This window comes from Lentzea albidocapillata subsp. violacea (genome assembly GCF_900100275.1).
Lineage (GTDB): Bacteria > Actinomycetota > Actinomycetes > Mycobacteriales > Pseudonocardiaceae > Lentzea > Lentzea violacea.
In genome coordinates, this window is the sequence record NZ_FNET01000030.1 from 1 (window position 1) to 25,327 (window position 25,327).

The following is a 25,327-nucleotide window of genomic DNA, read 5'->3' on the forward strand; positions in this document are numbered from 1 at the left end:
GTCCTGCACATCGTCGCCGTCGTCCGCCTGCGCTACTGCCCACGCACCCAGGCCTACCTGCAACGACGCACCGAACAAGGCCTCACCAAACGCGACATCATCCGCTGCCTCAAGCGCTATATCCTCCGCGAAGCCCACACAGCGATCATGAAAGACCTCGCACTCACTGCTTGACATCTATAGGAGCGTCAGGCAGCCGCCCAAAGCAACAGGCGTGCCATCTATCTACGCACGGCGTGGACCCCCTGATCAGATTGCCGGGGTCTGGGGCAGAGCCCCAGGGAAAGCACGCAAGGCGACCAGGCCGCCCGCAAGGTGACCACCCGCCCGGTCGCGGATCGCAACCCGCTGACAGGCCCCTCACGCACAGTTTCGTAGCCTCAGCACATCATTCCCAAACAAAAGGAGCGGTCGTGCCGAGGTCAGCACTGATCCTGACGCTACTGCTGGCGCTGGCCGCATGCTCCTCAACACCACCCACCCCAGTCCCAGCCCCCACATCAAGCCCCCAGCCACCAGACGACCAACAGCTCCACGTGTCAATCGGCGACTCCTACGCAACAGGCTTCGGCCCAAACGGCCCCGCCGAGAGCTTCGCGCAGATCGTAGCCAAGCAATCGGGCCTAAAACTGATCAACCTGGCCTGCAACGGCGCCACATCAGCCGACCTAGCCTCCAAGCCGGCCTGCGGCCCCGACGCCAACGGCAAGACCCAGCTAGATGCCGCAGTGGACGCATTGCGCAACAGAAAGACCGGCCTGGTCACGGTAGTGATCGGCGGCAACGACCTAGCCCCGTGCGCGCTGTCGCAGGAACCGCTGGAGTGCGCGACCAGGACCGTCGCCGACATCCAGACCAACGTCGCCGGCACGCTGACCGAACTACGGGAGGCCGCGCCGGACGTCAAGATCGTCGGCCTGACCTACCCGGACGTGTTCCTAGGCGCGTGGGTGAACCCGTCGTTCCCGAACGGCAAGAACCTGGCCAGGCTGTCGGTCACGATGTTCCAGGACTTCAACACCAGGATCGCGGCCCAGTACGGCCGGTTCGGCGCGAAGTTCGCCGACGTCACGAGCTCGACCGGCGGTTACGGCGGGCTGACCGAGCTGACCCAGGACCCCAGGTACGGCCAGATCCCGGCCTCGGTCGCCAAGGTGTGCACGCTCACCTACTTCTGCGACCGCACCGACGTGCACCCGACGCCCGCCGGGCATCAGGCGATCGCGGAGGCCGTCACCGCGGCGAGCCGCTGAGCTCGGGTGTTCTCCCGCGAACCGGGGCGGGGTTTTCCCCGTATTACCCGAAAGACTCTGTTGATCAGCCGCTCGGCCTGACAGGCTCTGGAACCGTTGCCGCACCGAGGAAGTGGTTGATGACCGTGCTCCCGCACAGCACCGACGTCCTGCACCGGCTCAACGACGCCGTCGACGGATTCCTGCGCAGCGAGCGGGAGTTCGACCTCGCCGATCCGTCGGCGCACATGCTGGTCGGTGGCCGATTCCGTACGCTCAGCACGCAGATCGGCGCCGGCGTGCTCGCGGGCGTGCCGGACGAGGACATCGCCGCGATCGTCCAGCCCGCGCGCTCGAAGTGTTCACGCTCACCCTTCACGCGCGACGAGAACGAGTGGGCGCGCGGCTACCCGAGCGACTTCCAGCTGGTCGAGCACGTGATGGCGCAGGCCAACAACTCCCAGGCGGGCACGCTCGGCTGGCACGTCGAGGCGCACCTGCAGGGCTCCGCGATCACCCAGCAGCAGCGCAACCGGGTGATGCACCAGGCCCGCCTGATCAGCGACGCCCTGACCGCGCCGCGCAACGGCCCGCGTTCGGTGTTGCTGATCGCGTCCGGCGCCGCCCCCGACCTGCGGCTCATCCCGCCCGGCATCCTGCGGCCCGGTGACCGGTTCGTGCTCACCGACGTCGATCCGGACGCGCTGGAACTGGCCCAGAAGCGGCTCGGACTGCTCAACGAGGTCACGACCGCGGTCCCCGGCAACGTGTTCCGCGCGCTGCCGAAGCTCGCCGAACTGGGGCCGTTCGACCTGGTGCTGGTCAACGGCCTGTACGACTACCTCAACGACCGCGCGGCCGTGCGGCTGACCGAGGCCGTGCTGACCAGGCTCTGCCGTCCTGGCGGCACGTTCTACTTCTCCAGCAGCACGACCGGTAACCCGTTCCGGTGGTCGCTCGAGTACCTGATGGACTGGTCGGTGGTCGAACGCGACGAGCGCGCCGTCCGCGCGTTGCTGCCGGGCTGCGACGTGTCCGCCGGCCTCGACCCGACCGGGCTGGCGCTGCTCACGCACGTCCGTACCAGGCGGTGACGACGTCCCGGACGCAGGCGGCGCTCAGCGCAGGCCGTGCGCGATCCGGGTCACGAACGCCGCCAGCCGGTCCGGCGTGAACTTCTCCGGGTCGGTGAGGACCAGCCGTCCGGACATCTCCGCCAGTGCGAGCATCGCGTGGCCCAGCAGGGCCGAGTCGAGGTCGTCGAGGCGGCCGAGCTCCTTCAGGCCCAGCGCGGCGAGGTCCTCGATCTGGGCCAGGACGCCGGCGCGGACCAGTTCCACCTGGTCGCGGAACTCGTGCGGGGTGCCCTCCGGCGGGAGCAGCACGAGGCGCCAGCGGTCGGGCGCTTCGACCACGGCGTTCACGAAGACCCGGACGGCGTAGGCGAAGGCGTCGTCCGGAGTACGGGTGGCGAAGTCCGTGGGCAGGGCGGCCAGGACCTGTTCGGTGGCACGGCCCGCCTCGCGTTCGAGCAGGGCGCTGATGAGCTCGCCCCGGTTGGCGAACAGGTCGTAGAGCACGGGCTTGGTGACTTCGGCGTGCTTCGCGACCGACTCCATCGTGACGGTGTCGAAGCCGGCGGGGATGAGGCTCAGGGCGGCGTCCAGCAGTTGCTCGCGGCGCTGCTCCGGCGGCAGGCGGCGGGCGTACTTGCGACGCGTTGTGTTCACGCAACCATATTGCTACGGTGGCGTAGCTTTCACAAAGCTACGCAGGCGTAGTAATTGGCGGAGGTACTGCGATGGAGCCGGACAACCTCGTTCTGCAGCCGCGTGACGTGCAGTTCGACTGGTCGACCCTGCCGATGCACTGGGTTCCGGACGAACCGGTGACCACGCACGTCATGAACGTCCTGCACCTGCTGCTGCCCGAGGGCGAGCGGTGGTTCGTGCGGACGTTCCAGCAGGCCGTGCCGCTGATCACCGACGACACGTTGCGCGAGGACGTGCTCGCGTTCATCGGGCAGGAGGCGATGCACGCCGAGGCGCACAGCGAGGTCCTCGACCACCTGCTCGCCAACGGGCTGGACCCGCGGCCGTTCACGCGGCAGATGGAGCACGTGTTCCAGCGGATCCTCGGACCCAAGCCGGGCCTCACCGAGGCGCAGGCACGCGAGCAGCTGATCGAACGGGTCGCGATCGTCGCCGCCGTCGAGCACTTCACGGCGTACCTGGGCGACTGGATGCTGAACGCCGACGCGCTGGACCGGGCGGGCATCCACCCGGTGATGCTGGACCTGCTGCGCTGGCACGCCGCCGAGGAGGTCGAGCACCGCAGCGTCGCGTACGACCTGATGTGCCACCTCGACCGCCGGTACGTGCGGCGGGCGCGGGCGATGCTGCTGGTCGCGCCGGTGCTGTTCTGGCTGTGGGTGCGCGGCGCACGGTTCATGGTGCGCGCGGACAGGACCACGCGGGTGCGGCTCACCTGGCGAGAGACGATGCGGGCCGGGCGGCGCGGGCTGCTGCCGAAGCTGCCGGACATCTTCCGCGCGTTCCTGCGGTACTTCCACCCCGCCTACCACCCGAAGCAGGAGGGGTCGACGTCGCAGGCGATCGCGTACCTCGCCTCCTCCCCCGCCGCCCGCGAGGCGCACTGATGCGCCGCGACTCCGCGCCGCACGGAGAGGCGGTCCGATGCTGCGGGGCCTGACTCGGTTCGGGAACCTCTACGACGCCGCGATCACCCGGTTCGGCGGTCAGGCGCGACCCGGCACCGCACGGGATGCCTTGTGGCTCAACGTTGTCGAACGCTCACAAGTCGCGGACGGCGTGGTCTCCCTGCGTTTCGGCGGGCCGGCACTGCCCGCCTGGCAACCCGGTTGCCACCTCGACCTGCACCTGCCGTCCGGGCTGCGCCGCCAGTACTCGCTGTGCGGTGATCCGGGTGAGAGCACCTACCGGATCGCGGTCCGCGAGATCGGCGCCGGTTCGCGCGAGGTGCAGGCGTTGCGGGTCGGCGACCGGATCCAGGTGCGGGGGCCGCGCAACGCCTTCCCGTTCGCCGGGATCGGGCCGGTCGTGTTCGTGGCGGGCGGCATCGGGATCACCGCGATCCTGCCGATGGTGCACGCGGCCGCGCGGGCGGGCCTCGACTGGCGGCTCGTGTACTGCGGGCGGTCGATGGCGGCGATGCCGTTCCTGGACGAGCTGCCGGTCGGCCACGTCGACGTGCGGATCGGACGCGGTCCGGCACTGCTCGGGGACGCAACGCCGCGCAGCGCGGTGTACTGCTGCGGACCGGCGTCGATGCTCGACCAGGTGCGGGCGGAATTCTCCTCGCGCTGGCTGCACTTCGAACGTTTCAGCCCGCCCCCGGTCGTCGACGGGAGGCCGTTCACGGTCGAACTGCGGCGCAGCGGGGTATCCCTCGACGTGCCGGCCGACCGGTCGGCGCTCGACGTGATCAGGGACTTCCGGCCGTCGGTCGCCTACTCCTGCCGGCAGGGGTTCTGCGGCACGTGCGACGTCGGCGGCGTGCGGATCTGTGTAGACCGGCCCACCGGTGATCGACTCGTCTTGGAGGAACTGTGAAGGTGCGTTCCGGGGAAGTCGAACTCGCCGTGCAGGTGCGCGGCACTTCCGGGCCGACGGTGGTCCTGGTGCACGGGTATCCGGACACGCACGAGGTCTGGGACCGCGTGGCCGCCCTGCTGGAGAAGGACTTCCGCGTCGTCACATACGACGTGCGGGGCGCCGGCGACTCGACGCCGCCGTCCACTGAGGACGGTTACCGGCTAGAACGGCTGGCGGCGGACCTGTTCGCGGTGATCGACGCGGTCAGCCCGGACGAGCCGGTGCACCTCGTCGGCCACGACTGGGGCTCGATCCAGTCGTGGGAGGCGGTGACCACCCCCGGCGCGCGGATCGCCACGTTCACCTCCATCTCCGGGCCGTGCCTCGACCACATGGGGCACTGGTCGCGGAAGGGGTTGTCGATCGCCCATCTCCGGCAGTTCCTCCGGTCCTGGTACATCGGCGCGTTCCACCTGCCGGTGCTCGCGCCCCTGTTCTGGCGGCTCTATCTCGGCCCACGCTGGGGAGGCGTGCTGCGGCGGCTGGAGGGCGTGCAGGTCAAGCCCGCGCGCACGATCACATCGGACGCGGTGCGTGGGATCTCGTTGTACCGGGCCAACATCCGGCAGGTCATGCGCTCGCCGCGGCAGCGTTTCGCACCCATGCCGGTGCAGGTCGTCCAGCCGGTCCACGACCGCTACATCCGCACCGAACCCCTGGACCTCGAACGCTGGGTGCCGTCGCTCACCCGCAGGAAGATCGCGGCCGGGCACTGGGCGCCGCTGAGCCACCCGGAGCCGCTCGCCCGGATGATCAGCGAGTTCGTCGAGGACTCCGCGCCGAAGCGCGAGCTCGTCGTGATCACAGGTGGCGGCAGCGGTATCGGGCGCGCGACCGCGGTGGCGTTCGCCAGGACCGGTGCCCGCGTAGTGGTGTCCGATGTGGACCTCGCCGCGGCCAAGGAGACGGCAGGCATGGTCGACGGCCACGCCTACGAGGTCGACGTGCGCTCCGAAGAGGCGGTACGGGCCTGGGCTCGGCAGGTCGCGGACGAGCACGGCGTGCCCGATGTGATCGTGAACAACGCCGGTATCGGCCACTCCGGGTCGTTCCTGTCGACCTCGACCGAGCAGTGGCAACGGGTGCTGGACGTCAACCTGTGGGGTGTCGTGCACGGCTGCCGGGCGTTCGGCGAGCTGATGGTCGAACGCGGAGAGGGCGGCCACATCGTGAACCTGTCCTCGGCGGCGGCCTACCTGCCGTCGAAGATCCTCTCCGCGTACGCCACCAGCAAGGCGGCGGTGTTCATGCTGTCGGACTGCCTGCGGGCCGAGCTCGCGCCGCACGCCATCGGCGTCAGCGCCATCTGCCCGGGGCTGGTGAACACGAACATCACCGCGACCACGACGTTCTCCGGCGTCAGCTCCGAGGAGGAACGCCGCAAGCAGGACCGCGCGTCCCGGATCTACGCCCGGCGCGGCTTCGGCCCGGAGGGCGTGGCGAGTGAGATCGTGCGCGCGGTGCGCCGCAACAAGCCTGTCGTGCCGGTGACGGTGGAGGCCAAGGCGGCCCGGCTCGCCGGCCGGGTCGCGCCGGGCCTCCTGCGCACGTTCGCCAAGCTGGACCTCGGGTAGCTACACCTCGGCCAGGTCGCCACCGAACGCGGCGGCGAGACGGAGCCAGGGCGCGGCCTCCTCGGGCCGGCCCTGCCGCTCCAGCGTGCGGCCGAGCAGCAGATGGGCGTAGTGCTCGACCGGGTCGCGGTCCACGATCACGCGGAGCCGCGCCTCGGCGTTGCCCAGCTGCGCCGAGTGGTAGTAGGCGCGGGCGAGCAGCAGGTGGAGGTCCGTCTGGAACGGCACCTCGCCGGCGACAGCGGCCAGCAGTTCCGCGGCCCTGACGTAGTCACGGGACTCGAACAGCAGCTGTGCGCGCTCCCACTTCTCGGCGGGAGTCTCGACGTGTTCGGCGTCGAACAGGCGCTTCGCCGTCACCCAGCGATCTGCCGCCACCTCACCGTTCGGCTGGTAGGCGTTGAACATCGTGCTGTCGTGCACCGAGAGTTCGTTGTTCATCGAACCTCCCTTCCGGCGCGTACAACGCCTTCCAGGGGCAGGTATTCCCACGTGTGGTCCTGCCAGATCAGCCGCGACCGCTCCTCCGGGTACGCGGTGACCTCGTCCTGGAGGTCGAACACCCGCGTCGCGCGGCCGGCGAGGTCGTAGGCGGGCCAGCCCGGATCTCCGTCCACGGCGAACCCCGTCCACGCCGCCCGCATCCGGGCGGACACCTCCCGCACCTCGGCGGTGATCTCGCCGAGCACCGCGGCCGCCTGACCCCGGTCGAGGTTGCCGAACACCAGCGGCACGTCGACCCCATGGCACGCGCGGAACACCTCGGTCGGCTCGAAGGCCACCACGTACACGTGCGCCCGGCCGCCCGCCGCCACCTGTGCTTCGGCGAGGTGCAGCGACGGCATCCGGAACAGCCAGTCCGAGCAGACCACCTCGAACAACTCCTCCGGTTCCAGGTCCGGATACGCGAGGCCGGGCGCGAACACCTCCAGCGCCTCCGACGCCTGCTCCGGCGTCACGCTGCCGACCAGGCCCTCCAGCACGGACAGCAGCCGTTGCTCGTGACGCGTGTGCCCAGCGACCAGCTCGACATCACGGCCGGTACCCGACTTCAGCGCCTCCCACGGCGTCCTCGGCAGGACGTCACCGTCGACCACGGGCGCGAACGGGATCATCTTGTGCGCGGCCTGCCCCCACCGGGTGAACTGCCGCATCCTGGCCATGACCTCGTCACCCGCGACCGGCAGCAGTTCCGGCTCCACAGGGGACAAATCGGCGACGGTGGGACGCAACCCGAGCTCGGCGGCGCACGCGGCAGCGATGTCCGCGGCCAGTTCCGGCCCGAAGAACGTGCCCGGCACGCTGCTCGCGATCGCCCGATGGAACAGCCCCGCAGCCCGTGGCATCGCTAACAACGCCGCCACCGAACCACCACCCGCGGACTGGCCGAAGACCGTCACGCGCGCCGGATCACCACCGAACGCGCGGATGTTGTCGCGCACCCACTCCAGCGCCGCGACCTGGTCCAGCAGGCCGCGGTTCGCGGGGGCGCCCGCGATCAGCGCGAACCCCTCGATGCCGACCCGGTAGTTGAACGTCACCACGACGACACCGCCGGACGCGAGCCGCGCGCCGTCGTACTCGGGCAGGCCGGACATGCCGACCGTGTAGGCGCCGCCCTGGATCCACACCATCACCGGCAGGTCGCCCGCGATGCCGGGCGACCAGACGTTCACCGTCAGCCACTCGTCACCGGCCGCGCCCATGCCGTCCATGCCGAACACCGCGGCCTGCGGTGGCGGTGGCCCGAACGCCGACGCCTCCCGCACGCCGCCCCACGCCTCGACCGGCTGCGGCGCGGCGAAGCGGAACTCCCCGACCGGCGGCGCCGCGAACGGGATGCCGCGGAACACCGCCATCCCCCGCTCGGCGGTGCCGCGAACCGTGCCGCCGGTGACTCGAACCTCGACCATGGCCGAATGGTCGGCGCACGCCCCGCGACAAAGCCAGGGAATTACCGCTGAACGGTCCGAGGCACTCAGGCCGTGACGACGACCTTCGCTCGCGCGTGTTCCGACTCGACGTGCCGGATGGCGTCGGCCACGTCGGTCAGCGGGTAGGTCCGCTCGATGATCGGCACCAACTGTCCCGACTCCGCGAGTTCCCCGAGCGCGGCCAGGTTCTCCTTGCTGGGCTTGGCTTCCAGCACCACGAGCCGCTGCCGCGAGAACGACGCGAGCAGCTTGCCCTGGATGATCAGCCGGTACGGTCCGAACAGCGCGCCGCCGGTGAAACTGCCGCCGCCGGACAGCACCAGCGTGCCGTAGTCGGTGAGCAACGCCCGCAACTCTCCCATCGACCTGTTCCCCACCAGGTCGAAGACGAGGTCGTAGCGTTGCCCGGAGCGGGTGAAGTCCGTCGTCCGGTAGTCGACGACGTGGTCGGCGCCGACCGAACGGACCTGCTCGACGTTGCGCGTGCTGCACACACCGGTCACGATCGCCTTGCGCGCCTTGGCGATCTGCACCGCCATCAGCCCCACCCCGCCGGACGCGCCGTTGATCAGCACCTGCTGCCCGGCCCGCAGTTCTTTCAGGCCCATCCACGCGGTGTTGCCCGCCAGCGGGAGCGTCGCCGCCTGTTCGAACGTGAGGTTGGGCGGCTTGTGCTGCACCAGGTTCGCGGGCACCCGGACGTACTCGGCGAAGGACCCCTCGACCTCGCCGAACACCTCGTCCCCGACCTGCACCATGCCGCCTGCGCCTGGCCCGGTCTCCTCGACCACGCCCGCGAAGTCCATCCCCCGGATCCGCGTCTTCGGCCCCTTCAACCCCAGGAACAGCCGCGCGAAGTACGGATCACCGCGCATGATGTGCCAGTCGGCGGCGTTCACCGACGACGCCCGCACCCGCACCAGCACCTCGCCGGCGGCGGGCACGGGCCGTTCGACCTCCTGCAGTTCCAACACGTCCGCGGAGCCATATCTGTCCTGGACGATCGCCTTCATCGCGGCCTCCCTCGCTTGTGCAGGAAGGTAAGCGGCGGCGACACCCCGGCACATCAGGGACGCCCCCTAGGGTCCCCCGACACCACCTTGCGGGCGAACTCCTCGGCGGCGGCGAACGCCTCGGCGTACCGGGTCAGGCGCTCGGAGCGGTAGTCCTTCGTCGGCGGGTCCCAGTCCTCGTTCTCGCCGGAGAGGTACCTGATGAGGTCGACGTGTGAGAGGAACGCGGCCAGCTCGGGACGTCCGGTCCTGATCAGTTCTTCGAGCTGGTCACGGGGAAACCCGCACGAGCTGCGATGACCGTGGTAGTCGTCGACCACGCCCAGGTACAGCGCGTCCAGGTTCGGGAACGACTCCGGCGCCACGACCTCGGCCGGCAGCGGCACGCTGTCGCGGCGGTGGTGCGCGGTCCAGACGTCCTGTTCCAGGTCCAGTTCGAGAAGTCGTTGTGCCGCGCGGGATCTGGCCAGATCGACCAGGCCGTCGTCACCGATGACGTTCTCGTGCAGGTTCAGTTCCCACAACTGCGGCAGCACCGCCCAACCAGCGAGCGCACGCGCGCCGTCGGAGCCGATGTTGTTGTGCGCCAGGGAAACGCTCTCCAGATGAGGGACGTTCGGCGGTAACAACGCCGGGTCACCGAACGCGCAGTCGTCCAGTACCAGCGTCCGGAGGGTGCGCCAGGCGGGTGCGTCCGGGAGCTGCGGCAGGTCGCCCAGCGGGTTGCCCGACACGTCCAGGAACTCGAGCGGCAGCTCCAGCACCGGACGAAGACCGGCCGGTGTGAGACCCGTGGCCGAGAGGTTCACTCGCTTCAGGCCCTTGTGCCGCGCCGCGGCCTGAGCACCCGCATCGCCGAGCGGCTGTGGCCGCACGCGGCTGTAGTGCGGCGACCCGATCGCACAACCGAAGTCGAGGTGTTCGAGTGCGGGCATGCGTGCGGCGAGCAGCCTTCGCGCGCCGTCCGGGCCGAGGTAGTTCCCGCGCAGGCCCAGGTGACGCAGCCTCGGGTACTCGGCGGCGAACGCGTCCGCGATGCGGTCGGTGGCGACGAGCCCGGTCAGCGTGAGCTTCTCGATGATCGCGGCCTCGGTGGCGCCCAGGACGCGGGCGATCACGTCGTCGCCGCCCGGCAGTTCCGCGAGGGACAGTTCGGTGAGCTGCCCGAGCACGCCGCCGGCCGCGGTCAGTCCGCGCGCACCGCCCCTGTTCATGTGCGATCCGTGCACGGTGAGGCTGCGAAGGTTCGTCAGTTGCGCGTGGGAGAAGAACTCCTCGGACGCGATCTCGTCCTGCTCGTTCGCCTTCTTGCCGCAGCGGAACCCGATCTCGAGCCGGTCCAGTGCGGCGAGTCCGTCGAATCCGGCCAGCTCACGTGCCTCGTCAACGCTCCGCACGAGCACGGTGACCGAGGTCAGGTCCGGCGCGAAACCGTTGCGCAGCAGGTGAATCAGGTCGGCCGCGAGCAGGCCGGCGTGCTTGAGCCTGGTCGGCCGCTCGATGCGCAGCGGCGGGTGGTCGAGTCCCCAGAGGCTTTCCCACACCCGCACGACCGTCAACGACTCCAGCCGGGAGACCGCCTCGCTCGCCGCGAACCGCGCCATCGGTGCCTCGTCGACCTCCCACAGACCGGCGAACTCCACCGAACGCAGGTTCTGCCAGTGGTCCGCGGTCTCGGCGAACGCCGCCACCTGGTGCTGGCCGTACCGGGCGAACTTCAGGCCGGTGACGGCACGCACCTCCGCACATGTCCGCGGGTCGGGCAACTCCAGTTCGCGCATCCCCTGGCGGACACCGCTGCCGAGGTCGAGCGAGCGGACGAGCGGCCACACCGGTTTGGTGAAACCGGACTGCAGCGCTGCGATCCAGGAGTACGGCGCCTGCCGGGTGTCGTCCGGCCAGGAGGCCAGCTGTTCCTCGCACCACGCAAGGAGATCCTCGCCGGACCTCGTCACGGCGGCACAAAGCGCGCGGAACGCCAAGAGACTCGGCGTTCCGCGCAGCGTTCTTGCGATCTCTTCGTTCACCCGCCCGAACCTACTGCGGGAGCTACTCGCCCGTCTGGTCTTCGACCATGTGCTCGGCGTACCGGCCCAGAGGTTCAGTTCCCGGCTGCCAGCCACTCCCGCAGGCTGGTCGGCTGCAGCTGCGCGCCGTCGTTCGGCACGAGCTGCTTGCCGGTCAGCAACGTGCCGAAGTACTTGGCCCGCGGGTCACCGACGACCTCGCGCGGGTCCTCGCGCTGCGTCAGCACCGTGCGGATCCAACCGTCCATTGTGAACTCTTCCGGCCCGCCGATCTCCAGCACGCCGTTGACCGGCTCGGTCGCGGCGGTCCGCGCGACCACCGCGGCGACGTCGGACGCGGCGATCGGCTGGACGCCACCGTGCGGGAGGTGCACGGCGCCGTCCAGCTCGGCGGAGTTCGCGATGGCACCCGCGAACTCGAAGAACTGGGTGGCGCGGATGATCGAGTACGTGAGGCCAGACTCCCTGATGAGCTTCTCCTGCGCCACCTTCGCGCGCAGGTAGCCGGACTCGGGCAGCTCGTCCGTGCCGACGATCGACAGCGCGACGTAGTGGCCGACGCCCGCCTCGGCGGCGGCCTTGGCCAGGTTCGTCGTGGCCGTGGTGAAGAAGTTCATCACGTCGTCGTCGGCGAACGACGGCGAGTTCGACACGTCGACCAGCACGTCGGCGCCCTTCAGCACCTCCTCGACGCCCTCTCCGGTCAGCGTGTCGACGCCGCTGTTCGGGGACGCCGGCACGGCGTCGTGGCCGTGCTCGCCGAGCCGCTTCACGACCTGGCTGCCGATCAACCCGGTGCCGCCGATGACAACGATCCTCATGGGCCCGTCCCTCTCGTGATCCCCGCCCCGTGCGGGTGTTCACGAGCTAAGACAGGACAGGGCCCGAAGTTGTGACAGGCCTACTGGAACGCGGCCAGCTTCTCCGGGTTGACCAGCCACAACACCTGGTCGATGCCTTCCGCGGACGCCGTCACGGTGATCACCGCGTAGGTGCCGTCGGCCTTGCGCAGCCGCACGGCGGTGAGCCCGTTCGCCTCGACGAACGACGCTTCCGCGCCGGCCCAGAACGACGGCGCCCAGCCCGAGATGATCTTCGCCAGCGAGGCCGCGCCGAACAGCGGGCGACCGGCCGCCCGGATCCCGCCGTTGCTGTCCGAGTAGCTCACGACGTCCTGCGCGAACAGCTGCTCGAGCGCCGCCAGGTCACCGGCCTGCGCCGCCGCCACGAACGCCTCCAGCAGCCTGCGCTGGTCCGCGCGCTCGACGGGCACCCGGCGTTCGTCCGCGAGGTGCTTGCGCGCCCGGCTGACCAGCTGGCGCGTCGCGACCTCGCTGGTCTGCACGATCTCGGCGATCTCCCGGTACGGGTAGTCGAACGCCTCGCGCAGCACGTACGCGGCGCGTTCGGTCGGGGTCAGCTTCTCCAGCAGCATCAGCACCGCGAGTTCGAGCACCGCGCCCCGCTCCGCCCCGACCTGCGGGTCCGCGGAGGTGTCGACGGGTTCGGGCAGCCACGGCCCGACGTAGGTCTCGCGGCGGGCCCGCGCGGTCTGCGACTCGTTGATCGCGAGCCGGGTGATCGCGGTGGCCAGGTACGCCTCGGGGTTGAGCACGGCGGCGCGATCCGCGAGCTGCCAGCGCAACCACACCTCCTGCACCAGGTCCTCGGCGTCGGCCACGCTGCCGGTCATGCGGTACGCGATGCCGAACAGCCTCGGCCGGGCCGCCGCGAACACCGACTCGGCCTCGTCGAGCTGCTGCGTCATCAGCCACCCCTCTCCTCACGGCAACGTTAGCGCCGCCCGCCTCACTCGAACGGACCAGGGCAAACTGATCCCGCGACCACCGAACGCCCCAGCCCTCCGATGCGCGCTGGGGCGAGCAGGTGTCGCTGCGGCTGGTGATGAACCACCTGTGCCACGAGTGCGCGGCACAACGGCCACGCGGACTTCCTGCGCGAGGGGATCGACGGCGTCACCGGGGCGTGAGGGCTGCGCGCGACGTGCCAGGTGTCCGCGTCGCGGCTCACCCCGAACGGGGGCGCTCGCCGCGCCGTGAGAAACACCGTGTGCTCGAATGTCGACTTCCAGAGGTCTCGTTCGTCCTTGGACCGACGACTGGAGGGCACGCATGCACTACATGTTCCTGATCTACAACTGCGTAGACCGGCCGCAACCCGGTGACCCGCGGTTCGAGGAGATCCTCACGCGGGTCAACGCGTTCGCCGACGAGTGCCGCCGCCGGGGCGCGTTCGTGGCCGGTGACCCGCTGAAACCCGTCACCACCGCGACCACGGTGCGGGTGCGGGACGGCAAGGCGCTGCTCACCGACGGGCCGTTCGCCGAGACCCACGAGCACCTCGGCGGCTACTACCTGCTCGACTGCCGCGACCTCGACGAGGCGCTGGAACTGGCCGAGATGGTCCCGCAGGCGCACTTCGGCTCGACGATCGAGGTGCGCCCCGTCGACCACATCCCCGGCCTGAACCACGGGGTGACGTGAGCGACCTCGCGTCGGCGGCGGTCGAACGGGTCTACCGCGAGCACCGGAGCCGGATGCTCGCGGCGTTGGTGCGGGCCCTGGGCGACTTCGAGCTGGCCGAGGACGCGCTGCAGGAGGCGTGTTCGCAGGCGTTGCGGAAATGGCCACGTTCACAAGTGCCGGACGACCCGTTCGCCTGGCTGCTCACCGTCGCCCGCAACCACGCGCTGGACCGGCTGCGGCACGCCCAGATGGCCCGCACGAAGCTGCCCACACCGCCCGCGCCGATCACGATGACGGAGAAGCAGCTCGTCGACCTCGGCGACGAACGCCTGAGTCTGATCTTCACCTGCTGCCACCCGGCGCTCGCCGAGGACGCGCGGTTAGCGCTCACACTCCAGGCGGTCGCAGGATTCACCGCCGCGCAGATCGCCAGGACGTTCCTCGTCGCCGAACCCGCGCTGGCCCAGCGACTGGTCAGGGCCAAGCGTAAGATCCGCGACGCCGGGATCACCTTCGAGGTGCCCGCCGACCACCTGCTGCCCGAACGGCTGCAGGGCGTGCTCGGCGTCCTCTACCTGATCTTCACGCGCGGCTACACGACGGCGGACACCTCGCTGCGGCTGGAAGCGTTGCGGCTGGGCAAGCTCGTCGCCACGCTGATGCCCGACGAACCGGAGGCGCACGGACTGGTGGCGTTGATGCTGCTGCACAACTCGCGCAGCGCCGCACGGCTCAACGCCGACGGTGATCTCGTGCTGTTCGAGGACCAGGACCGGACGCTCTGGAACGCCGGCGAGATCTCGGAGGGCATGGCGCTGCTCGACCGGGCGCTGCGCTTCGGCTCGCCCGGCCCGTACGTGCTGCACGCCGTGATCGCCGCCCTGCACGTGCAGGACCCGGTGGACTGGGCACGCGTGGCGGCCCTCTACGCCGAACTCCTCGCGGTGGCACCGACTCCGGTGATCGAGCTCAACCACGCGGTCGCCGTCGCGATGACCGACGGACCGCTGGCGGGACTGGAGTTGATCGACGGGATCACCGGGCTCGACAACTACCACCTGCTGCACTCCGCCCGCGCCGACCTGCTGCGGCGCCTGGGCCGGCGGTCCGAAGCCGTTGTGGCGTACCGGCTGGCCTGCGAACTGGCGGCGAACCCGGCCGATCGCCGGTTCCTCGCCGGACGCCTGCGTTCCCTGGAGGTCTCCTGACGCGGCCAGCCGCCGTCGGCGCCGCTCTCGGCCACTACGACCAGGGCCGGAAAAATCTCGGCGGCTCATGTCGAGTTCCGGCGCATTCGATCGTCCTTCGCTCGTCAGTCACGGCAACCGAAGGAGCGATCGAGATGTCCGGACAGGTCAACTGGTTCGAGCTGCCCGCCGAGGACACCGCGCGGGCACGGGCGTTCTACGCGGGCGTGTTCGGCTGGGAAACCAGCCCCATGGGCGAGGACTACCACGTGGTCACGAACGGCGCGGCCGGCGCGATCGCGGTCCGCGACGCCCAGCTCACCCAGCCGCGGATCTACTTCCACACCACGGACATCGACGCGTCCGTGCGCAAGGTCGCCGAACTCGGCGGCAAGAGCGACGACGTGCAGACCGTGCCGGATGTCGGCCGCATCGCCCACTGCGCGGACGACCAGGGCACGCTGTTCAGCCTGTACGAGCCCAAGGTCTGACCCGAGAGGCAGGCGTGCCGAGTTCGTCCTCTTCGGACTCGGCCGCCGCCGGGTTAGCATCGCCCCCATGCCCGATGTCGGCGTCCTTTCCGCGCACCTGCTTCCGGGTTCCAGAAAGAGCTCTTCACCCGCCTCGCCGAGGCTGGCCACGAGCACCTGCGCCCGCGCCACGGCGCCGTCATGGCCTACGTCGACAAGGACGGCACGCGCGCGAGCGAGCTGTCCGAGCGCTCGGGCCAGCACAAGCAGGTCGTCGGCACGCTGATCGACGAGCTCGAACGCCTCGGCTACGTCGCCCGTCGGCCCGATCCCGCGGACCGCAGGGCGAAGCTGGTCGTGCCCACCCAACTCGGCCTCGACCAGATGGCTCAGGCCAGGAGAATCGTCTCCGAGATCGAGGCACGGCTCGCCGAACTCGTCGGCCGCGATCGGTTCGGCGAGTTCAAAGCGGTCTTCACCGAGATCACGCGCGGCTGTTAGCCGGTCACCACGTTCGGTCAGGCACAGGTTCACCCCGTGCCGCGCGGTCAGACCGCGAGCAGTGCTTCGATCTCATGGGCCGCCGGATCCTGAATCCGGATGGCGAGCAGGTGAGCACGCCGCCAGACCTCGGTGGCTTCGTCGGACTCGCCGGCGGCGACGAGCTGGTGGCCGAGATGGATCCCCACGGTCACCTGGCGCGCGGTCGCTTCGACGTCCTCGGCAACCCGCAGTGCGGCGCGGTAGGCCTCGACCGCCGCCGAGTTGTCACCGCTCGCCGCGTGCGCCTTCGCGATCGTGTCCAGACCGGCGATCATGCGGGTCACCTCGCCGATGGCCTCGAACTCGTCCAGTGCCGTATGTGCGGCCGTCAGCGCGTCGGCGAACCGGCTCAGTCCGATGAGCGAGTTGGCCTGGTTGTTCAGCGCCATCGCCGCCAGCACCGCAGCGCCCTCGGCGAGAGCGATCGATCGGGCGTGCACTGTCGCGTCGAAGGCCTCGCGATGACGCCCGGCGGTGTTGTAGGTCGAGCTGATGTTGAGCAGCGAGGTCGCCCGCTGGTAGTCGTCTCCCAGCCTCTCGAAGATCCGCATCGCCCTCAGGCTGACGGCGAGGTCGTCCTCCGGCCGGTTGAGCTTGCCGTACGGCAGGGACAACCCGTTGCAGCACTTGGCTTCCAGGTACTCGTCGCCCAGCTCGACGGCGTAACCGAGGGCCGCCTCGTACGCCTCCATCAGGTGCGCGTAGTCGCCGCGCAGGTGGAAGTACTGCCAGCACAACTGAGCGATCACGATGCCACTGATCTTCCCGCCGTGCCGGTCGGCTCGCAGGATCAGCTCGAGCAGTGTGTCCCGCTCGCGGTCGAACCACGCCATCACCGCCCGGCGGTCGGCGAGCTCCAGTGCGGTCACGCCCTCCGGCGGAGGGTCGACGGGCAGTTGGTGCGGCGAGCCGGTCAGGGCGCGGTGGCAGTTGACCGCAGTGTGGATGTACCAGCTGATCAGCCGGTCGCGTGCGGCCTGTTCCTGCTCGGGGTCGCGCACGATCTCCTGCGCGAACTCGCGGAGCAGATCGTGTGGCTCGTAGCGGTCGTCGTCGCGTCTGCCCAGCATGCTGGCGGTGACCAGCTGGTTCAGGGCGGTCGTGGCGCCGGTCTCGTCCACCCCGGCGAGCGCGGCCGCGACCGGAACGCTGATGTCGTTGCCGGGGAACAGTCCCAGCAACGCGAACATCCGGGCGGCGTCCGGTTTCAGCGTCTCGTACGACCACGTGAAGAGCGTGCGGAGATCGGTGCCGGCGTCGTCAGGAAGCGACAGAGCCGCCAGCCGGCTGGGCTGGCGGCGCACCGAGTCCACCACCTTGCGCAGCGTCCACGCCGGGTGCTGCGCCGCCTGTTCGGCGGCGAGCCGGACGGCCAGCGGTAGTCCGGCACAGAACTCGACCAGCTCGGTCGCGGCCTGCCGCTCGTTCTCGACGCGGGCTGTGCCGATCACGTTGCCGAGCAGGTCGAGCGCTTCGGCCGGCGACAGCAGGTCCAGCGTCAGCAGGTGGGCGCCCTCGCGGACGGCGAGGCCACGCAGCCGGGACCGGCTGGTGATCAGCACGAAGGAGTCGTCACCCGGCAGCAACGGCCGGACCTGCTCGCTGTCCTTCGCGTTGTCCAGCAGGAGCAGCACCCGTCGCCCGTCCAGCAGACTGCGGAACAACGCGGTCCGCTCGTCAACGCCGTGCGGGATGCGGTCGACGGCCGCACCGAGCCCGCACAGCAACGACTCGAGCGCGTCTCCGGCGTTGACCGGCGCACTCGGACCGTGGCCGTGCAGATTGAGGTAGAGCTGGCCGTCCGGGAACAGGTGCTTGACGCTGTGTGCCCAGTGGACGGCGAGTGTCGTCTTGCCGATTCCACCCTGGCCGTCGATGGCGGAGATCACGAGTGGACCGCCGCTGCCGAGGGCGGTCCCCAAAGCGTCCAGAGTGGACTCACGACCGACGAAACCGCGGATCCCCGGCGGCAGCTGCCTCGGCCGCGCTGATCCGGACGGCGCCGCGACGGCACCGGTCAGGATGTCCTGGTGCACGGCACGCAAGGCCGGGCTCGGATCGGCACCGAGGGCCTCGGCGAGCTGTCTGCGGACGGCCTCGTACCTCTCCAGCGCCTCGGCCTGCCTGCCGCTGCGGTACAGCGCCAGGATCAACTGCCCGTGCAGACGTTCGTCCAGCGGGTGTTCCTCGCTCAGCCCGAGCAACTCGGCGAGCACGCTCCCGTGCTCCCCGCGTGCGAGCTGAACGTCGCAATGGTCGAGCCGAGCAGCGAAGTGCTCGGCCAGCAACGACTCCCTGGTCCGGTCGAGCCACTCGGTGTGCAGGCCTGCGAACGGCTCACCGCGCCAGAGCGCGAGCGCCTTCTCGTGATCGCCCGCAGCGACGGCGTCCCGATAGCGGTGCAGGTCGAGGCATCCCGGTTCGACGACGATCCGGTAGCCGAGCGGGCGTCGTTCGATGACCGGACCGACAAGCCGCCGCAGTCTCGACAGATAGCTCCACAACGCGGTGCTGGCGCGTTCAGGCAGCGACTCACCCCACACCCGGTCCGCCAGCTGGTCAAGCGAAACCGTCCGGTTCGCGTCCACGAGCAACGCCGCCAGCACGCACTGCCGCCGCGCAGGCCCAAGATCGACCGCCCGGCCGTCGACACGCACGACGAGATCCCCGAGCACCGCGAATTCGACAGTCACAACCCCTCCCCCGACGTCCTGTATAGCGGGACGTCGGGGGAGAGATCAAGGCGACCTGAGGCCCTGGATCAGCAGGGGCGCACCCAGTGCACCCAGCTCCAGTCGGCATCGCGGTCGTCGGCGTAAGGCGCGTCCGAGGTCCAGCGGACGATGCCGGCGTTGTCCTTGAACTGGGCCCGCGCCCCGCCCGTCTGGTTGTTGATCCATGAACCGCGGCTACCCCAGTAGATGCGCTGGTCGCGGCACTTGTACATGTCGATCACCTGTCCGGTGAAGTTGATGCCGGAGTAGGCGCAGAAGTGGCCACGGCCGCAAGCCGCGGCGGCGCCGACCTCCCCGGCCGGCGCCGCGGCGGCGGCCGTTCCCGCGGTGGCCGCAAGCGCGAGCACGGTGCCGGCCAGCGCGAGACCGGCCCGCTTGACCTTGCTGGTGTTGAACAAGGTGTCCCCCTGTGTTCGGGTTTCGAATCGAACACAGGCAAGTTCTCAGGGCGACCGTGCGCGAACCTTGGCGATTCCTTGTGTCCACCCGCTCGGCGATCGCCGGACTCACAGCGCGTTCGTCGCCCCTGCCGTACCGGAAACGGCGCTGAGCAATTCCGTGAGCGTGTGACGGTCATCCGCACGCAGACGGTCCGTGAAGGGCGCAAGAGCCGCGCGAACCTCCTCTTGCAGTCGTTCCGCGAGTTCGCTGCCCATCGGGGTGATGAACACGTCGACGACGCGGCGATCATCCGGCGACTTGCCTCGTGCCACGAGACCTCGGCGCTCGGCTCGTTCGACGAGGCCGGACATCGTGGACTTGTCCAGCCCCAGGAACGCCGCCAGTTCGGTCATACGTGGCCGGCGGTCTCGCAGGAGGCCCAGCAGCCGCAACTGTGTCAGGGACAGGTCGTTCTCCGAACCGATGCGAGTGAGCACCGCCATCACCCGGAAGGACGTCCGGACGAGAGCGTCCTCGAGCGCGTCGTCAGATTTCATGCCGCGATCCTACTTGGCATGGTTTGTATTACCAATCACCCTGACAATGGCCGCCTGAACCGGAATCAGGCTTCAGCCCGCAAACGATCCCGTGCCCATTCCGCGAAGCCGGTGAGAGGAATGCCGAGATCACGCGCGTACTGCGGGCGGCCTGCCATGCCGTTGGCGTTCATCCATTCGTGCACAACGCCCATCGCCGGCATACCGGCGGCGACGGCCTGCTCCTCGGTCATGTTCGGCGCGGACAGCGGTGCACCGAGCCCGCGGGACAGCACCTCGGCGATCTCCGTCATCGACAGGTAGTCGCTCGCCAGCTCCAACTCGATCTTGTGGAAACGCTCCGGTTCGGCGACGGCGGCAGCCGCGGCCGCGCCGATGTCCTCCACCGCGACGAGGGACAACCGCGTGTCCGGTTTCAGCAGGGTCACCAGGCCGCCCTCGACCCCGCGCGGGAACAGGAACGCCGCAGAAGGCAGGAAGTTCTCCATGAAGAATCCGGGCTTGAGCAGCGTCCAGCGCTCGAAACCCGCCTCGCGCAGCCGGTCCTGGATCTCGGCCTTGGCATTCAGCGTGGGCTTCATGAAGTCCCACCGACCTTCCGCCCAGCCGGGAACCCGAGTGTGCTGCCCCGCGCCGTCGACGGAGGTGTGCACGAACTGCCGCACACCCGCGGTCCTGGCGCCCTCGATGAGGTTGACGCCCTGCGTCACCTCCCCGGCGAAATCGACGCCGTCGGCGCTCATGGCGGGCATCTGCACGGAGAAGACAGCGCGAGCGCCGTCTGCGGCACGGACCACCGAGTCGCGGTCGTGCAGGTCGCCGGTGACCAGTTCGGCGCCGAGCGCCGCGACGGCCTTGGCCCGATCGGTGGCCGGATCACGCACGAGTGCGCGGACTGGCACATCGGCGGCGCGCAGAGCGCGCACCACGGCTCCGCCCTGTTTACCCGTGGCACCGGTGACGAGAACGGGCGCTGACGTTGCGGACATGATGCTCCTCATCGACTCGAACCCTAAACGGCGGACCCCGCCGTTTAGCTGACGCTACGATATGGCGGGCCCCGCCATTTAGCAAGCAGGAGATCGATCATGGCCGACCGTCAACGCGCCGACGCCCGGCGCAACTACGCGCACATCCTCGCCGTGGCCGAGGCGGAAGTGGCCGAGCGCGGCGGCGGCGCGTCACTGGAACAGATCGCCCGCGTCGCCGGAGTCGGCTCGGCAACGGTGCGCCGCCACTTCCCCACCCGCCGCGCACTGCTGGAAGCTGTGTCACGGCAACGGATCGAAGCGCTGGCCACCCGTGCTCGCGAGCTGACCGGCACCGGGGACAGCCGGGACGCGCTGCTGGAATGGCTGACCGAGGTCCTGACTTACGCCGTCACCGTTCGCGGGCTGGCGGCAGCGTTGGCCTACGACGGCACGCAGGCCGAGCCGGTGCAGGAGAACTCCTGCACAGCGGCACTGCAGGACGCGGCAGAACCGCTGCTGCGCCGAGCCGCGCAGCAGGGCGCCGTGGCCGCGGACGCCACTGTCACCGACCTGATCACACTGATCGTCGGCATCGTCCTGGCCACCGAGCACCACCCCGCCCCCGCGGCCCAGGCCAACCGACTGTTCCAGCTGGCCGTGACCGGCCTCGCCCCGCGAGGCTGACGAACGGCGAACGTGGCTCGAGCGGCAGAGGCGGTAGAGCGCTCCCACGGGTTCCGTGCCGCGCCGCTGTGGTTCATCTCGCAACCGAGGCCGGCCGCTTGCCGAACCGGCATCGTCTCGGTAACGTTGTGTCGCAATTGGACGGTGCGTGCCGACTGAAATAGTTCGTGCGCAAGATTCTGCCGTTCGATCGCAACGGAAAGTAGTACTAGCGCCGACTGCCCGCCCAGGCAGTTGTCTTCGGCGCGTGGGCATACCCGCACATCACGGGTTCCCGACTGCTTTTCCGTCATCGAAGCGCTCTCGGGAACCCTTTGGAGAGAGAGCCAACGATGTCCGATCTCGAACACAACAAGCAGGTCGTCGTCGACTACTACCAGACGGCGTTCAACGGCAACCCCGAGAAGGCGGTCGCCGACCACTTCGGACCGACGTACGTCCAGCACAACCCCGAGGCCGAGGACGGGCCGGAGGCGTTCATCGGCTTCGTGCACTACCTGCGTGGCGAGTTCCCCAACCTGCGGCTGGACATCAAGCGCATCATCGCCGAGGGCGACCTGGTCGTCACCCACTCCCACCTCGACCTGGAGCCGGGCAACCCGGACAACCCCGGGCAGGCACTCGCCGACTACTTCCGCCTGGAGAACGGCAAGGTCGTCGAGCACTGGGACGTCATCCAGCCCGTGCCGGTGAAGGCCGCCAACCCCAACGGCATGTTCTGAGGACGAGCTGACGACGCAGGTCGAGTTCCGGGCCGACGGCGGGTAGCCGTGGCGCCTGGCTGACAGGTCAGCACGGCATCCCTGCCCCCTCGCCGGCGAGGGGGCAGGGATTGCGGGGCCTACAGCCGATTGGGATGGTCTCAGGTGAGGATGATCTCGCCGGTGATCAGGATTTCCACTCGCCGGTCATCTCGACGTAGTTCTCGCCACGGACGTTCTTGCCGTTGTACTTGCCGGCGTAGGCCGCCGTGGCCTCCAGGTAGCCGCCCCCGTCGGGAGTCTGGATCTCCTGGTCCGGATTTCCGGTGACCTGCACGTCGAGTTCGGTCTGGAGGGCGGGAATCCTGATGCGCCAACGAGTGGGGTACGTCTGGCCGGTGGCCGGACTGGTCCACTGCCGGGAGGCGCTCTGCGCGAGCGGCTCGACGTCGACCACGTCGTAGGAGCCGTCCGGATGGAGAACCGTCGCCCAGCTGTCCTTGGACTCGGCGCCGATCGTGTCCCAGATGGCGACCTTGTCGCCGTTGGGCATGCTGAGGTTCATCCACGTCCACCGCAGCAGCGACGTCGGCATCTCGCCCCATTGCCTGTCCAGCCAGGAGGAGCCCCTGATCTGGTGCTTCCTGCCGTCGACGACGAGCGTTCCGGACGTCTGCATCTCCGGGAGTGCGAACTCGTAGTTCGGCACGCCGTCGGCCAGGTTGAAAACGCCGGTCGACGCGTAGTTCATGGCGGGACCGGTGGGCGTCAGCTGGACGTCGAGGGATCCCCAGGGCGTCTCGACCTGCACCGACTGGCGGACTGCGTCACCCGTCCAGCTCAGCCCTGGCGCCTTGATGTCGAGCTTGCCCTCGCTCCACCGATAGTCCTTCTGCTCGACCATCGCGTCGTAGTCCTTGTACCACCCGGTCGTCTTGTTGATCACCGAGAACGTCCAGCGATACGCGGCCTCGTCCCGGTTCGGGAGGATGCGCGTGTGGACCTGAAGGCCGAACTCCTGACCGTTGGCCCGCACCGAACTGGTGAAGTAGATCGAGTCGAACCAGGTCTGCTGGGGCCCCGGCGCGTGCCGGCCGAGGTCGGCCGCGGGGTCGACAAGCGCCGGGATCCCCGACGTGGCGGTCGGTGCCGCGGCGGAGACGGCCTGGACAGAAGAGCTGACGACCGCACTGAACGCTAACGTCGCCGTTGCGGCGACCAGGGCTGCCGCTCGGCGCCTGGCCAGGATTGAGGGCATGACAAGTCTCCTTGCATGAGGATGGACGAGGCGTCGGGGGTCGGCCTGAGCCGGACAGTTAGTTTGTAATCCCAACGACTTCATAATGGTTGGTAATCCAAACTATGTCAACCGCCCCGTGCACCACGTGGTCCGACGCTGCGCGGACTCGTTCTCCTCGGTGACGCCTCACCATCAGTCACCTATCGATGGAGCGACCAAAGCGACTGCGGGCCTCCTCGATCTCACCCAGATACCGCGTCGTCCAGGCGCACATCGCGTCCACGGTCGCCCGCAGCGCCTGTCCCGGCTCGGTGAGCGTGTAGTCGACACGCGGCGGCACGGTCGGGTGCACGACGCGCGAGACGAGGCCGTTGCGTTCGAGCAGCCGCAGGTTCTGGGTCAGCATCTTGTGGCTGATGCCGTCGACCTCGGTCTTCAGTTCGGTGAAGCGCTTCGTGGTGTCGCCGATGGTCTCGACGATCAGCAGCGCCCACTTGTTGGCGATGTCGGAGAAGATCTCGCGTGCCAGCGAATCCGCGCGGGCCAGATCGCCGCTGAGCTGCTTGCTCACCTTGTGGTGCCCCACTCTCGAAAAAGTGCGTTCTTCCAGGTCGGCTTTCACTCTCCTACGGTGAGTGAGTAACTGCAAGAGAGCCAACAGGAGAACCGAAGATGGCCGTCACGCTCATCAACCCCGACGCGCTGCCGCAGATCGACGTCTACCACCACGTGGCCGTCGCGAGCGGCGCGAAGACGATCTACCTGGCCGGGCAGGTCGCCTGGGACGCCACGCCGGACCTCGCCATCCAGACCGAGCAGGCCTATGTGAACGTGCACACCGCGTTGAAGGCCGCCGGTGCGTCGTTCAAGGACCTGGCCAGGGTGCGGGTGTACGTCGTGGACTGGACGCCGGACAAGATGCCGGCGCTCCTCGAGGGCATCGAGAACGCCATGAAGAAGGTCGGCGAGTCCGCGAGGCCGCCCGCCACGTTGATCGGCGTGGCCGCGCTGGACGTGCCGGAGCACCTGGTCGAGATCGAGGCCACGGCCGCGATCGACTGATTTACCACCGGATAACCGGTGCGGCGCAGGCTCCTGACCAAACGAGGAGGAGCACCGGATGCGCAAGATCCTGGCGGCGGTCGCCACAACGGCGGCCGCCCTGAGCATGACGGCCGGCATCGCCCAGGCCGAGACGAACCCCGCCTGCCCCGGCGCCACCCAGATCGGGTCGACCGCCTACGTGAAGAACGGCAGCACGACCGTCGCTTCGGTCAAGCAGTACGCGGGCTGCGGCAGGAACTACTCCTACGTCTACGTGTGGGACTCGTGGATCTCCAGCCACGGCAGGGACTTCACCCTCCGCACGTACGTGCAGACACGGCCGAACAACTCGAACGGCTACCGGACCGGTGCTCGCGGGCAGCAGGAGTTGTGGTCCGGCGGAGCGGACACGCTCGACAAGTGCACGCGCGCCCACGGTGAGGTCGACGGGAGCAGCTACTTCCTGTTCGCGAAGACCAGCGAGCGCTGCTGAGTCAGCGGCACAGCCGCGTCATCTGCGCAAGCTGATCAACAACGCCAGCACGGCCGTCAGCGCGATGAGAGCGCTGACAACCAGTTGGTTGAGCCAGACGGCCGCACTGCCACCGTCCGCCGGCATCAACGCGACGACGATGAGGCACCCCGCCAGCGCGATCGTCAGGTGCCGGATGAACGGCACGTCCAGCGGCGCCATCGCCCGCACCATGCCGAGCAGCATGATCACGACGGCCAGGCCCATGGACACCCAGTACGGGCGAAAGGCGTGCAGCGACGCGTCGAAGTGCAGGACCGGTGGTGCGGCGATCAGCCACACGCCCGCCAGGAAGGCGGTGACACCGGCCCTGCTCTCGACGGTTCGTCCGTGAAGGTCCCCCACGCGAGTGATTCTCACCTCTGGACGCCCTTCTGGGAA

Annotated in this window: 27 protein-coding genes and 1 pseudogene; 14 read left to right on the forward strand and 14 right to left on the reverse strand. The window is 69.3% G+C overall.

Annotation, left to right across the window (positions count from 1 at the left end; genetic code table 11):
* Positions 1-536: 536 nt before the first annotated feature.
* Both BLR21_RS42930 and BLR21_RS37855 read left to right on the forward strand, forming a co-directional pair.
* Positions 537-1,253, forward strand: a complete 717-nt coding sequence (locus tag BLR21_RS42930; protein WP_176929980.1) for an SGNH/GDSL hydrolase family protein — start codon at positions 537-539, stop codon at positions 1,251-1,253.
* A gap of 119 nt (positions 1,254-1,372) precedes the next feature.
* A complete protein-coding gene (locus BLR21_RS37855) occupies positions 1,373-2,326 on the forward strand; it encodes a class I SAM-dependent methyltransferase (RefSeq protein ID WP_090014396.1) in 954 nt (317 codons plus the stop codon).
* Between the two features lie 24 nt (positions 2,327-2,350).
* Here the strand turns inward: BLR21_RS37855 and BLR21_RS37860 are convergent, their stop codons facing one another.
* On the reverse strand, positions 2,351-2,962 hold the full coding sequence (locus BLR21_RS37860; RefSeq protein ID WP_090014403.1) for a TetR/AcrR family transcriptional regulator: 612 nt from the start codon (positions 2,960-2,962) through the stop codon (positions 2,351-2,353).
* A gap of 71 nt (positions 2,963-3,033) precedes the next feature.
* Between BLR21_RS37860 and BLR21_RS37865 the strand changes: the two genes are divergently transcribed.
* The 3 genes from BLR21_RS37865 to BLR21_RS37875 are packed head-to-tail and all read left to right on the forward strand — an operon-like array spanning position 3,034 to position 6,441.
* Positions 3,034-3,891 (forward strand): metal-dependent hydrolase, encoded by an 858-nt coding sequence (locus BLR21_RS37865; protein ID WP_090014407.1) that lies wholly within the window; start codon positions 3,034-3,036, stop codon positions 3,889-3,891.
* Positions 3,892-3,928: 37 nt separating this feature from the next.
* Positions 3,929-4,825 (forward strand): PDR/VanB family oxidoreductase, encoded by an 897-nt coding sequence (locus BLR21_RS37870; RefSeq protein ID WP_090014413.1) that lies wholly within the window; start codon positions 3,929-3,931, stop codon positions 4,823-4,825.
* Positions 4,826-4,827: 2 nt separating this feature from the next.
* On the forward strand, positions 4,828-6,441 hold the full coding sequence (locus tag BLR21_RS37875; protein ID WP_256335195.1) for an SDR family oxidoreductase: 1,614 nt from the start codon (positions 4,828-4,830) through the stop codon (positions 6,439-6,441).
* Here the strand turns inward: BLR21_RS37875 and BLR21_RS37880 are convergent, their stop codons facing one another.
* The 6 genes from BLR21_RS37880 to BLR21_RS37905 form a co-directional block, all read right to left on the reverse strand.
* Positions 6,442-6,882: a tetratricopeptide repeat protein gene (locus tag BLR21_RS37880; protein WP_256335196.1), complete on the reverse strand. Its 441-nt coding sequence runs from the start codon at positions 6,880-6,882 to the stop codon at positions 6,442-6,444.
* On the reverse strand, positions 6,879-8,354 hold the full coding sequence (locus BLR21_RS37885) for a carboxylesterase/lipase family protein (RefSeq protein ID WP_090014427.1): 1,476 nt from the start codon (positions 8,352-8,354) through the stop codon (positions 6,879-6,881). Before BLR21_RS37885 ends, BLR21_RS37880 begins: the two co-directional genes overlap by 4 nt.
* 65 nt (positions 8,355-8,419) lie before the next feature.
* Positions 8,420-9,388, reverse strand: a complete 969-nt coding sequence (locus BLR21_RS37890) for an NAD(P)-dependent alcohol dehydrogenase (protein ID WP_090014430.1) — start codon at positions 9,386-9,388, stop codon at positions 8,420-8,422.
* Between the two features lie 53 nt (positions 9,389-9,441).
* Complete coding sequence (locus BLR21_RS37895; RefSeq protein ID WP_090014432.1) at positions 9,442-11,415, reverse strand: leucine-rich repeat domain-containing protein; 1,974 nt, start codon at positions 11,413-11,415, stop codon at positions 9,442-9,444.
* A gap of 74 nt (positions 11,416-11,489) precedes the next feature.
* Entirely contained in the window at positions 11,490-12,236 is a 747-nt protein-coding gene (locus BLR21_RS37900; protein ID WP_090014434.1) for an SDR family oxidoreductase, read from the reverse strand.
* Positions 12,237-12,316: 80 nt separating this feature from the next.
* A complete protein-coding gene (locus tag BLR21_RS37905) occupies positions 12,317-13,183 on the reverse strand; it encodes an RNA polymerase sigma-70 factor (protein WP_090014437.1) in 867 nt (288 codons plus the stop codon).
* Between the two features lie 101 nt (positions 13,184-13,284).
* Between BLR21_RS37905 and BLR21_RS37910 the strand changes: the two are divergent.
* The 5 genes and pseudogenes from BLR21_RS37910 to BLR21_RS37930 all read left to right on the forward strand — a co-directional run.
* Positions 13,285-13,405, forward strand: a pseudogene (locus BLR21_RS37910) (mycothiol transferase); the annotation flags it as partial.
* A 142-nt stretch (positions 13,406-13,547) separates the two neighbouring features.
* Positions 13,548-13,919 carry a YciI family protein gene (locus tag BLR21_RS37915; protein WP_090014439.1) on the forward strand — a complete coding sequence of 124 codons (372 nt, stop codon included), beginning with the start codon at positions 13,548-13,550 and terminating at the stop codon, positions 13,917-13,919.
* 53 nt (positions 13,920-13,972) lie between these two features.
* Positions 13,973-15,109: an RNA polymerase sigma factor gene (locus tag BLR21_RS37920; protein WP_420843935.1), complete on the forward strand. Its 1,137-nt coding sequence runs from the start codon at positions 13,973-13,975 to the stop codon at positions 15,107-15,109.
* 134 nt (positions 15,110-15,243) lie between these two features.
* Positions 15,244-15,579: a VOC family protein gene (locus BLR21_RS37925; RefSeq protein WP_090014443.1), complete on the forward strand. Its 336-nt coding sequence runs from the start codon at positions 15,244-15,246 to the stop codon at positions 15,577-15,579.
* A gap of 180 nt (positions 15,580-15,759) precedes the next feature.
* Complete coding sequence (locus BLR21_RS37930; RefSeq protein ID WP_256335197.1) at positions 15,760-16,059, forward strand: MarR family winged helix-turn-helix transcriptional regulator; 300 nt, start codon at positions 15,760-15,762, stop codon at positions 16,057-16,059.
* 47 nt (positions 16,060-16,106) lie between these two features.
* On the opposite strand, the gene BLR21_RS37935 is transcribed toward BLR21_RS37930, so the two are convergent.
* The 4 genes from BLR21_RS37935 to BLR21_RS37950 form a co-directional block, all read right to left on the reverse strand.
* A complete protein-coding gene (locus BLR21_RS37935) occupies positions 16,107-18,794 on the reverse strand; it encodes an AfsR/SARP family transcriptional regulator (protein WP_090014445.1) in 2,688 nt (895 codons plus the stop codon).
* A gap of 68 nt (positions 18,795-18,862) precedes the next feature.
* Complete coding sequence (locus BLR21_RS37940) at positions 18,863-19,234, reverse strand: peptidase inhibitor family I36 protein (RefSeq protein ID WP_090014447.1); 372 nt, start codon at positions 19,232-19,234, stop codon at positions 18,863-18,865.
* 108 nt (positions 19,235-19,342) lie between these two features.
* The gene (locus BLR21_RS37945) at positions 19,343-19,774 is read right to left on the reverse strand and encodes a MarR family winged helix-turn-helix transcriptional regulator (protein WP_090014450.1); all 432 of its coding nucleotides are present in this window, start codon (positions 19,772-19,774) and stop codon (positions 19,343-19,345) included.
* A gap of 65 nt (positions 19,775-19,839) precedes the next feature.
* On the reverse strand, positions 19,840-20,763 hold the full coding sequence (locus BLR21_RS37950; RefSeq protein WP_090014453.1) for an NmrA/HSCARG family protein: 924 nt from the start codon (positions 20,761-20,763) through the stop codon (positions 19,840-19,842).
* 99 nt (positions 20,764-20,862) lie between these two features.
* Between BLR21_RS37950 and BLR21_RS37955 the strand changes: the two genes are divergently transcribed.
* Positions 20,863-21,429 carry a TetR/AcrR family transcriptional regulator gene (locus BLR21_RS37955; RefSeq protein WP_090014457.1) on the forward strand — a complete coding sequence of 189 codons (567 nt, stop codon included), beginning with the start codon at positions 20,863-20,865 and terminating at the stop codon, positions 21,427-21,429.
* 332 nt (positions 21,430-21,761) lie between these two features.
* On the forward strand, positions 21,762-22,151 hold the full coding sequence (locus tag BLR21_RS37960; RefSeq protein ID WP_090014460.1) for a nuclear transport factor 2 family protein: 390 nt from the start codon (positions 21,762-21,764) through the stop codon (positions 22,149-22,151).
* Positions 22,152-22,317: 166 nt separating this feature from the next.
* Here the strand turns inward: BLR21_RS37960 and BLR21_RS37965 are convergent, their stop codons facing one another.
* Positions 22,318-23,388, reverse strand: a complete 1,071-nt coding sequence (locus BLR21_RS37965) for a lipocalin family protein (protein WP_090014462.1) — start codon at positions 23,386-23,388, stop codon at positions 22,318-22,320.
* Positions 23,389-23,566: 178 nt separating this feature from the next.
* Positions 23,567-23,956 carry a winged helix-turn-helix transcriptional regulator gene (locus BLR21_RS37970; RefSeq protein WP_176929981.1) on the reverse strand — a complete coding sequence of 130 codons (390 nt, stop codon included), beginning with the start codon at positions 23,954-23,956 and terminating at the stop codon, positions 23,567-23,569.
* A gap of 86 nt (positions 23,957-24,042) precedes the next feature.
* Here BLR21_RS37970 and BLR21_RS37975 point away from each other — a divergent pair, with 86 nt between their 5' ends.
* Together BLR21_RS37975 and BLR21_RS37980 are read left to right on the forward strand one after the other, a co-directional pair.
* Entirely contained in the window at positions 24,043-24,432 is a 390-nt protein-coding gene (locus BLR21_RS37975) for a RidA family protein (protein WP_090014465.1), read from the forward strand.
* 58 nt (positions 24,433-24,490) lie between these two features.
* Positions 24,491-24,907, forward strand: a complete 417-nt coding sequence (locus tag BLR21_RS37980; protein WP_090014468.1) for a hypothetical protein — start codon at positions 24,491-24,493, stop codon at positions 24,905-24,907.
* An 18-nt stretch (positions 24,908-24,925) separates the two neighbouring features.
* Here the strand turns inward: BLR21_RS37980 and BLR21_RS37985 are convergent, their stop codons facing one another.
* On the reverse strand, positions 24,926-25,291 hold the full coding sequence (locus BLR21_RS37985) for a hypothetical protein (RefSeq protein WP_090014471.1): 366 nt from the start codon (positions 25,289-25,291) through the stop codon (positions 24,926-24,928).
* Between the last annotated feature and the right edge of the window lie 36 nt (positions 25,292-25,327).

Bases quoted from the DNA above. Each gene is read 5' to 3' on its own strand.
- BLR21_RS37955 (WP_090014457.1), top strand. From the start codon at position 20,863: ATGGCCGACCGTCAACGCGCCGACGCCCGGCGCAACTACGCGCACATC.
- BLR21_RS37915 (WP_090014439.1), top strand. From the start codon at position 13,548: ATGCACTACATGTTCCTGATCTACAACTGCGTAGACCGGCCGCAACCC.
- BLR21_RS37950 (WP_090014453.1), bottom strand. From the start codon at position 20,763: ATGTCCGCAACGTCAGCGCCCGTTCTCGTCACCGGTGCCACGGGTAAA.
- BLR21_RS37975 (WP_090014465.1), top strand. From the start codon at position 24,043: ATGGCCGTCACGCTCATCAACCCCGACGCGCTGCCGCAGATCGACGTC.
- BLR21_RS37925 (WP_090014443.1), top strand. From the start codon at position 15,244: ATGTCCGGACAGGTCAACTGGTTCGAGCTGCCCGCCGAGGACACCGCG.
- BLR21_RS37870 (WP_090014413.1), top strand. From the start codon at position 3,929: ATGCTGCGGGGCCTGACTCGGTTCGGGAACCTCTACGACGCCGCGATC.
- BLR21_RS37920 (WP_420843935.1), top strand. From the start codon at position 13,973: ATGCTCGCGGCGTTGGTGCGGGCCCTGGGCGACTTCGAGCTGGCCGAG.
- BLR21_RS37855 (WP_090014396.1), top strand. From the start codon at position 1,373: ATGACCGTGCTCCCGCACAGCACCGACGTCCTGCACCGGCTCAACGAC.
- BLR21_RS37930 (WP_256335197.1), top strand. From the start codon at position 15,760: ATGGCCTACGTCGACAAGGACGGCACGCGCGCGAGCGAGCTGTCCGAG.
- BLR21_RS37960 (WP_090014460.1), top strand. From the start codon at position 21,762: ATGTCCGATCTCGAACACAACAAGCAGGTCGTCGTCGACTACTACCAG.
- BLR21_RS37900 (WP_090014434.1), bottom strand. From the start codon at position 12,236: ATGAGGATCGTTGTCATCGGCGGCACCGGGTTGATCGGCAGCCAGGTC.
- BLR21_RS37980 (WP_090014468.1), top strand. From the start codon at position 24,491: ATGCGCAAGATCCTGGCGGCGGTCGCCACAACGGCGGCCGCCCTGAGC.
- BLR21_RS37965 (WP_090014462.1), bottom strand. From the start codon at position 23,388: ATGCCCTCAATCCTGGCCAGGCGCCGAGCGGCAGCCCTGGTCGCCGCA.
- BLR21_RS37890 (WP_090014430.1), bottom strand. From the start codon at position 9,388: ATGAAGGCGATCGTCCAGGACAGATATGGCTCCGCGGACGTGTTGGAA.
- BLR21_RS37945 (WP_090014450.1), bottom strand. From the start codon at position 19,774: ATGAAATCTGACGACGCGCTCGAGGACGCTCTCGTCCGGACGTCCTTC.
- BLR21_RS37885 (WP_090014427.1), bottom strand. From the start codon at position 8,354: ATGGTCGAGGTTCGAGTCACCGGCGGCACGGTTCGCGGCACCGCCGAG.
- BLR21_RS37905 (WP_090014437.1), bottom strand. From the start codon at position 13,183: ATGACGCAGCAGCTCGACGAGGCCGAGTCGGTGTTCGCGGCGGCCCGG.
- BLR21_RS37865 (WP_090014407.1), top strand. From the start codon at position 3,034: ATGGAGCCGGACAACCTCGTTCTGCAGCCGCGTGACGTGCAGTTCGAC.
- BLR21_RS37880 (WP_256335196.1), bottom strand. From the start codon at position 6,882: ATGAACAACGAACTCTCGGTGCACGACAGCACGATGTTCAACGCCTAC.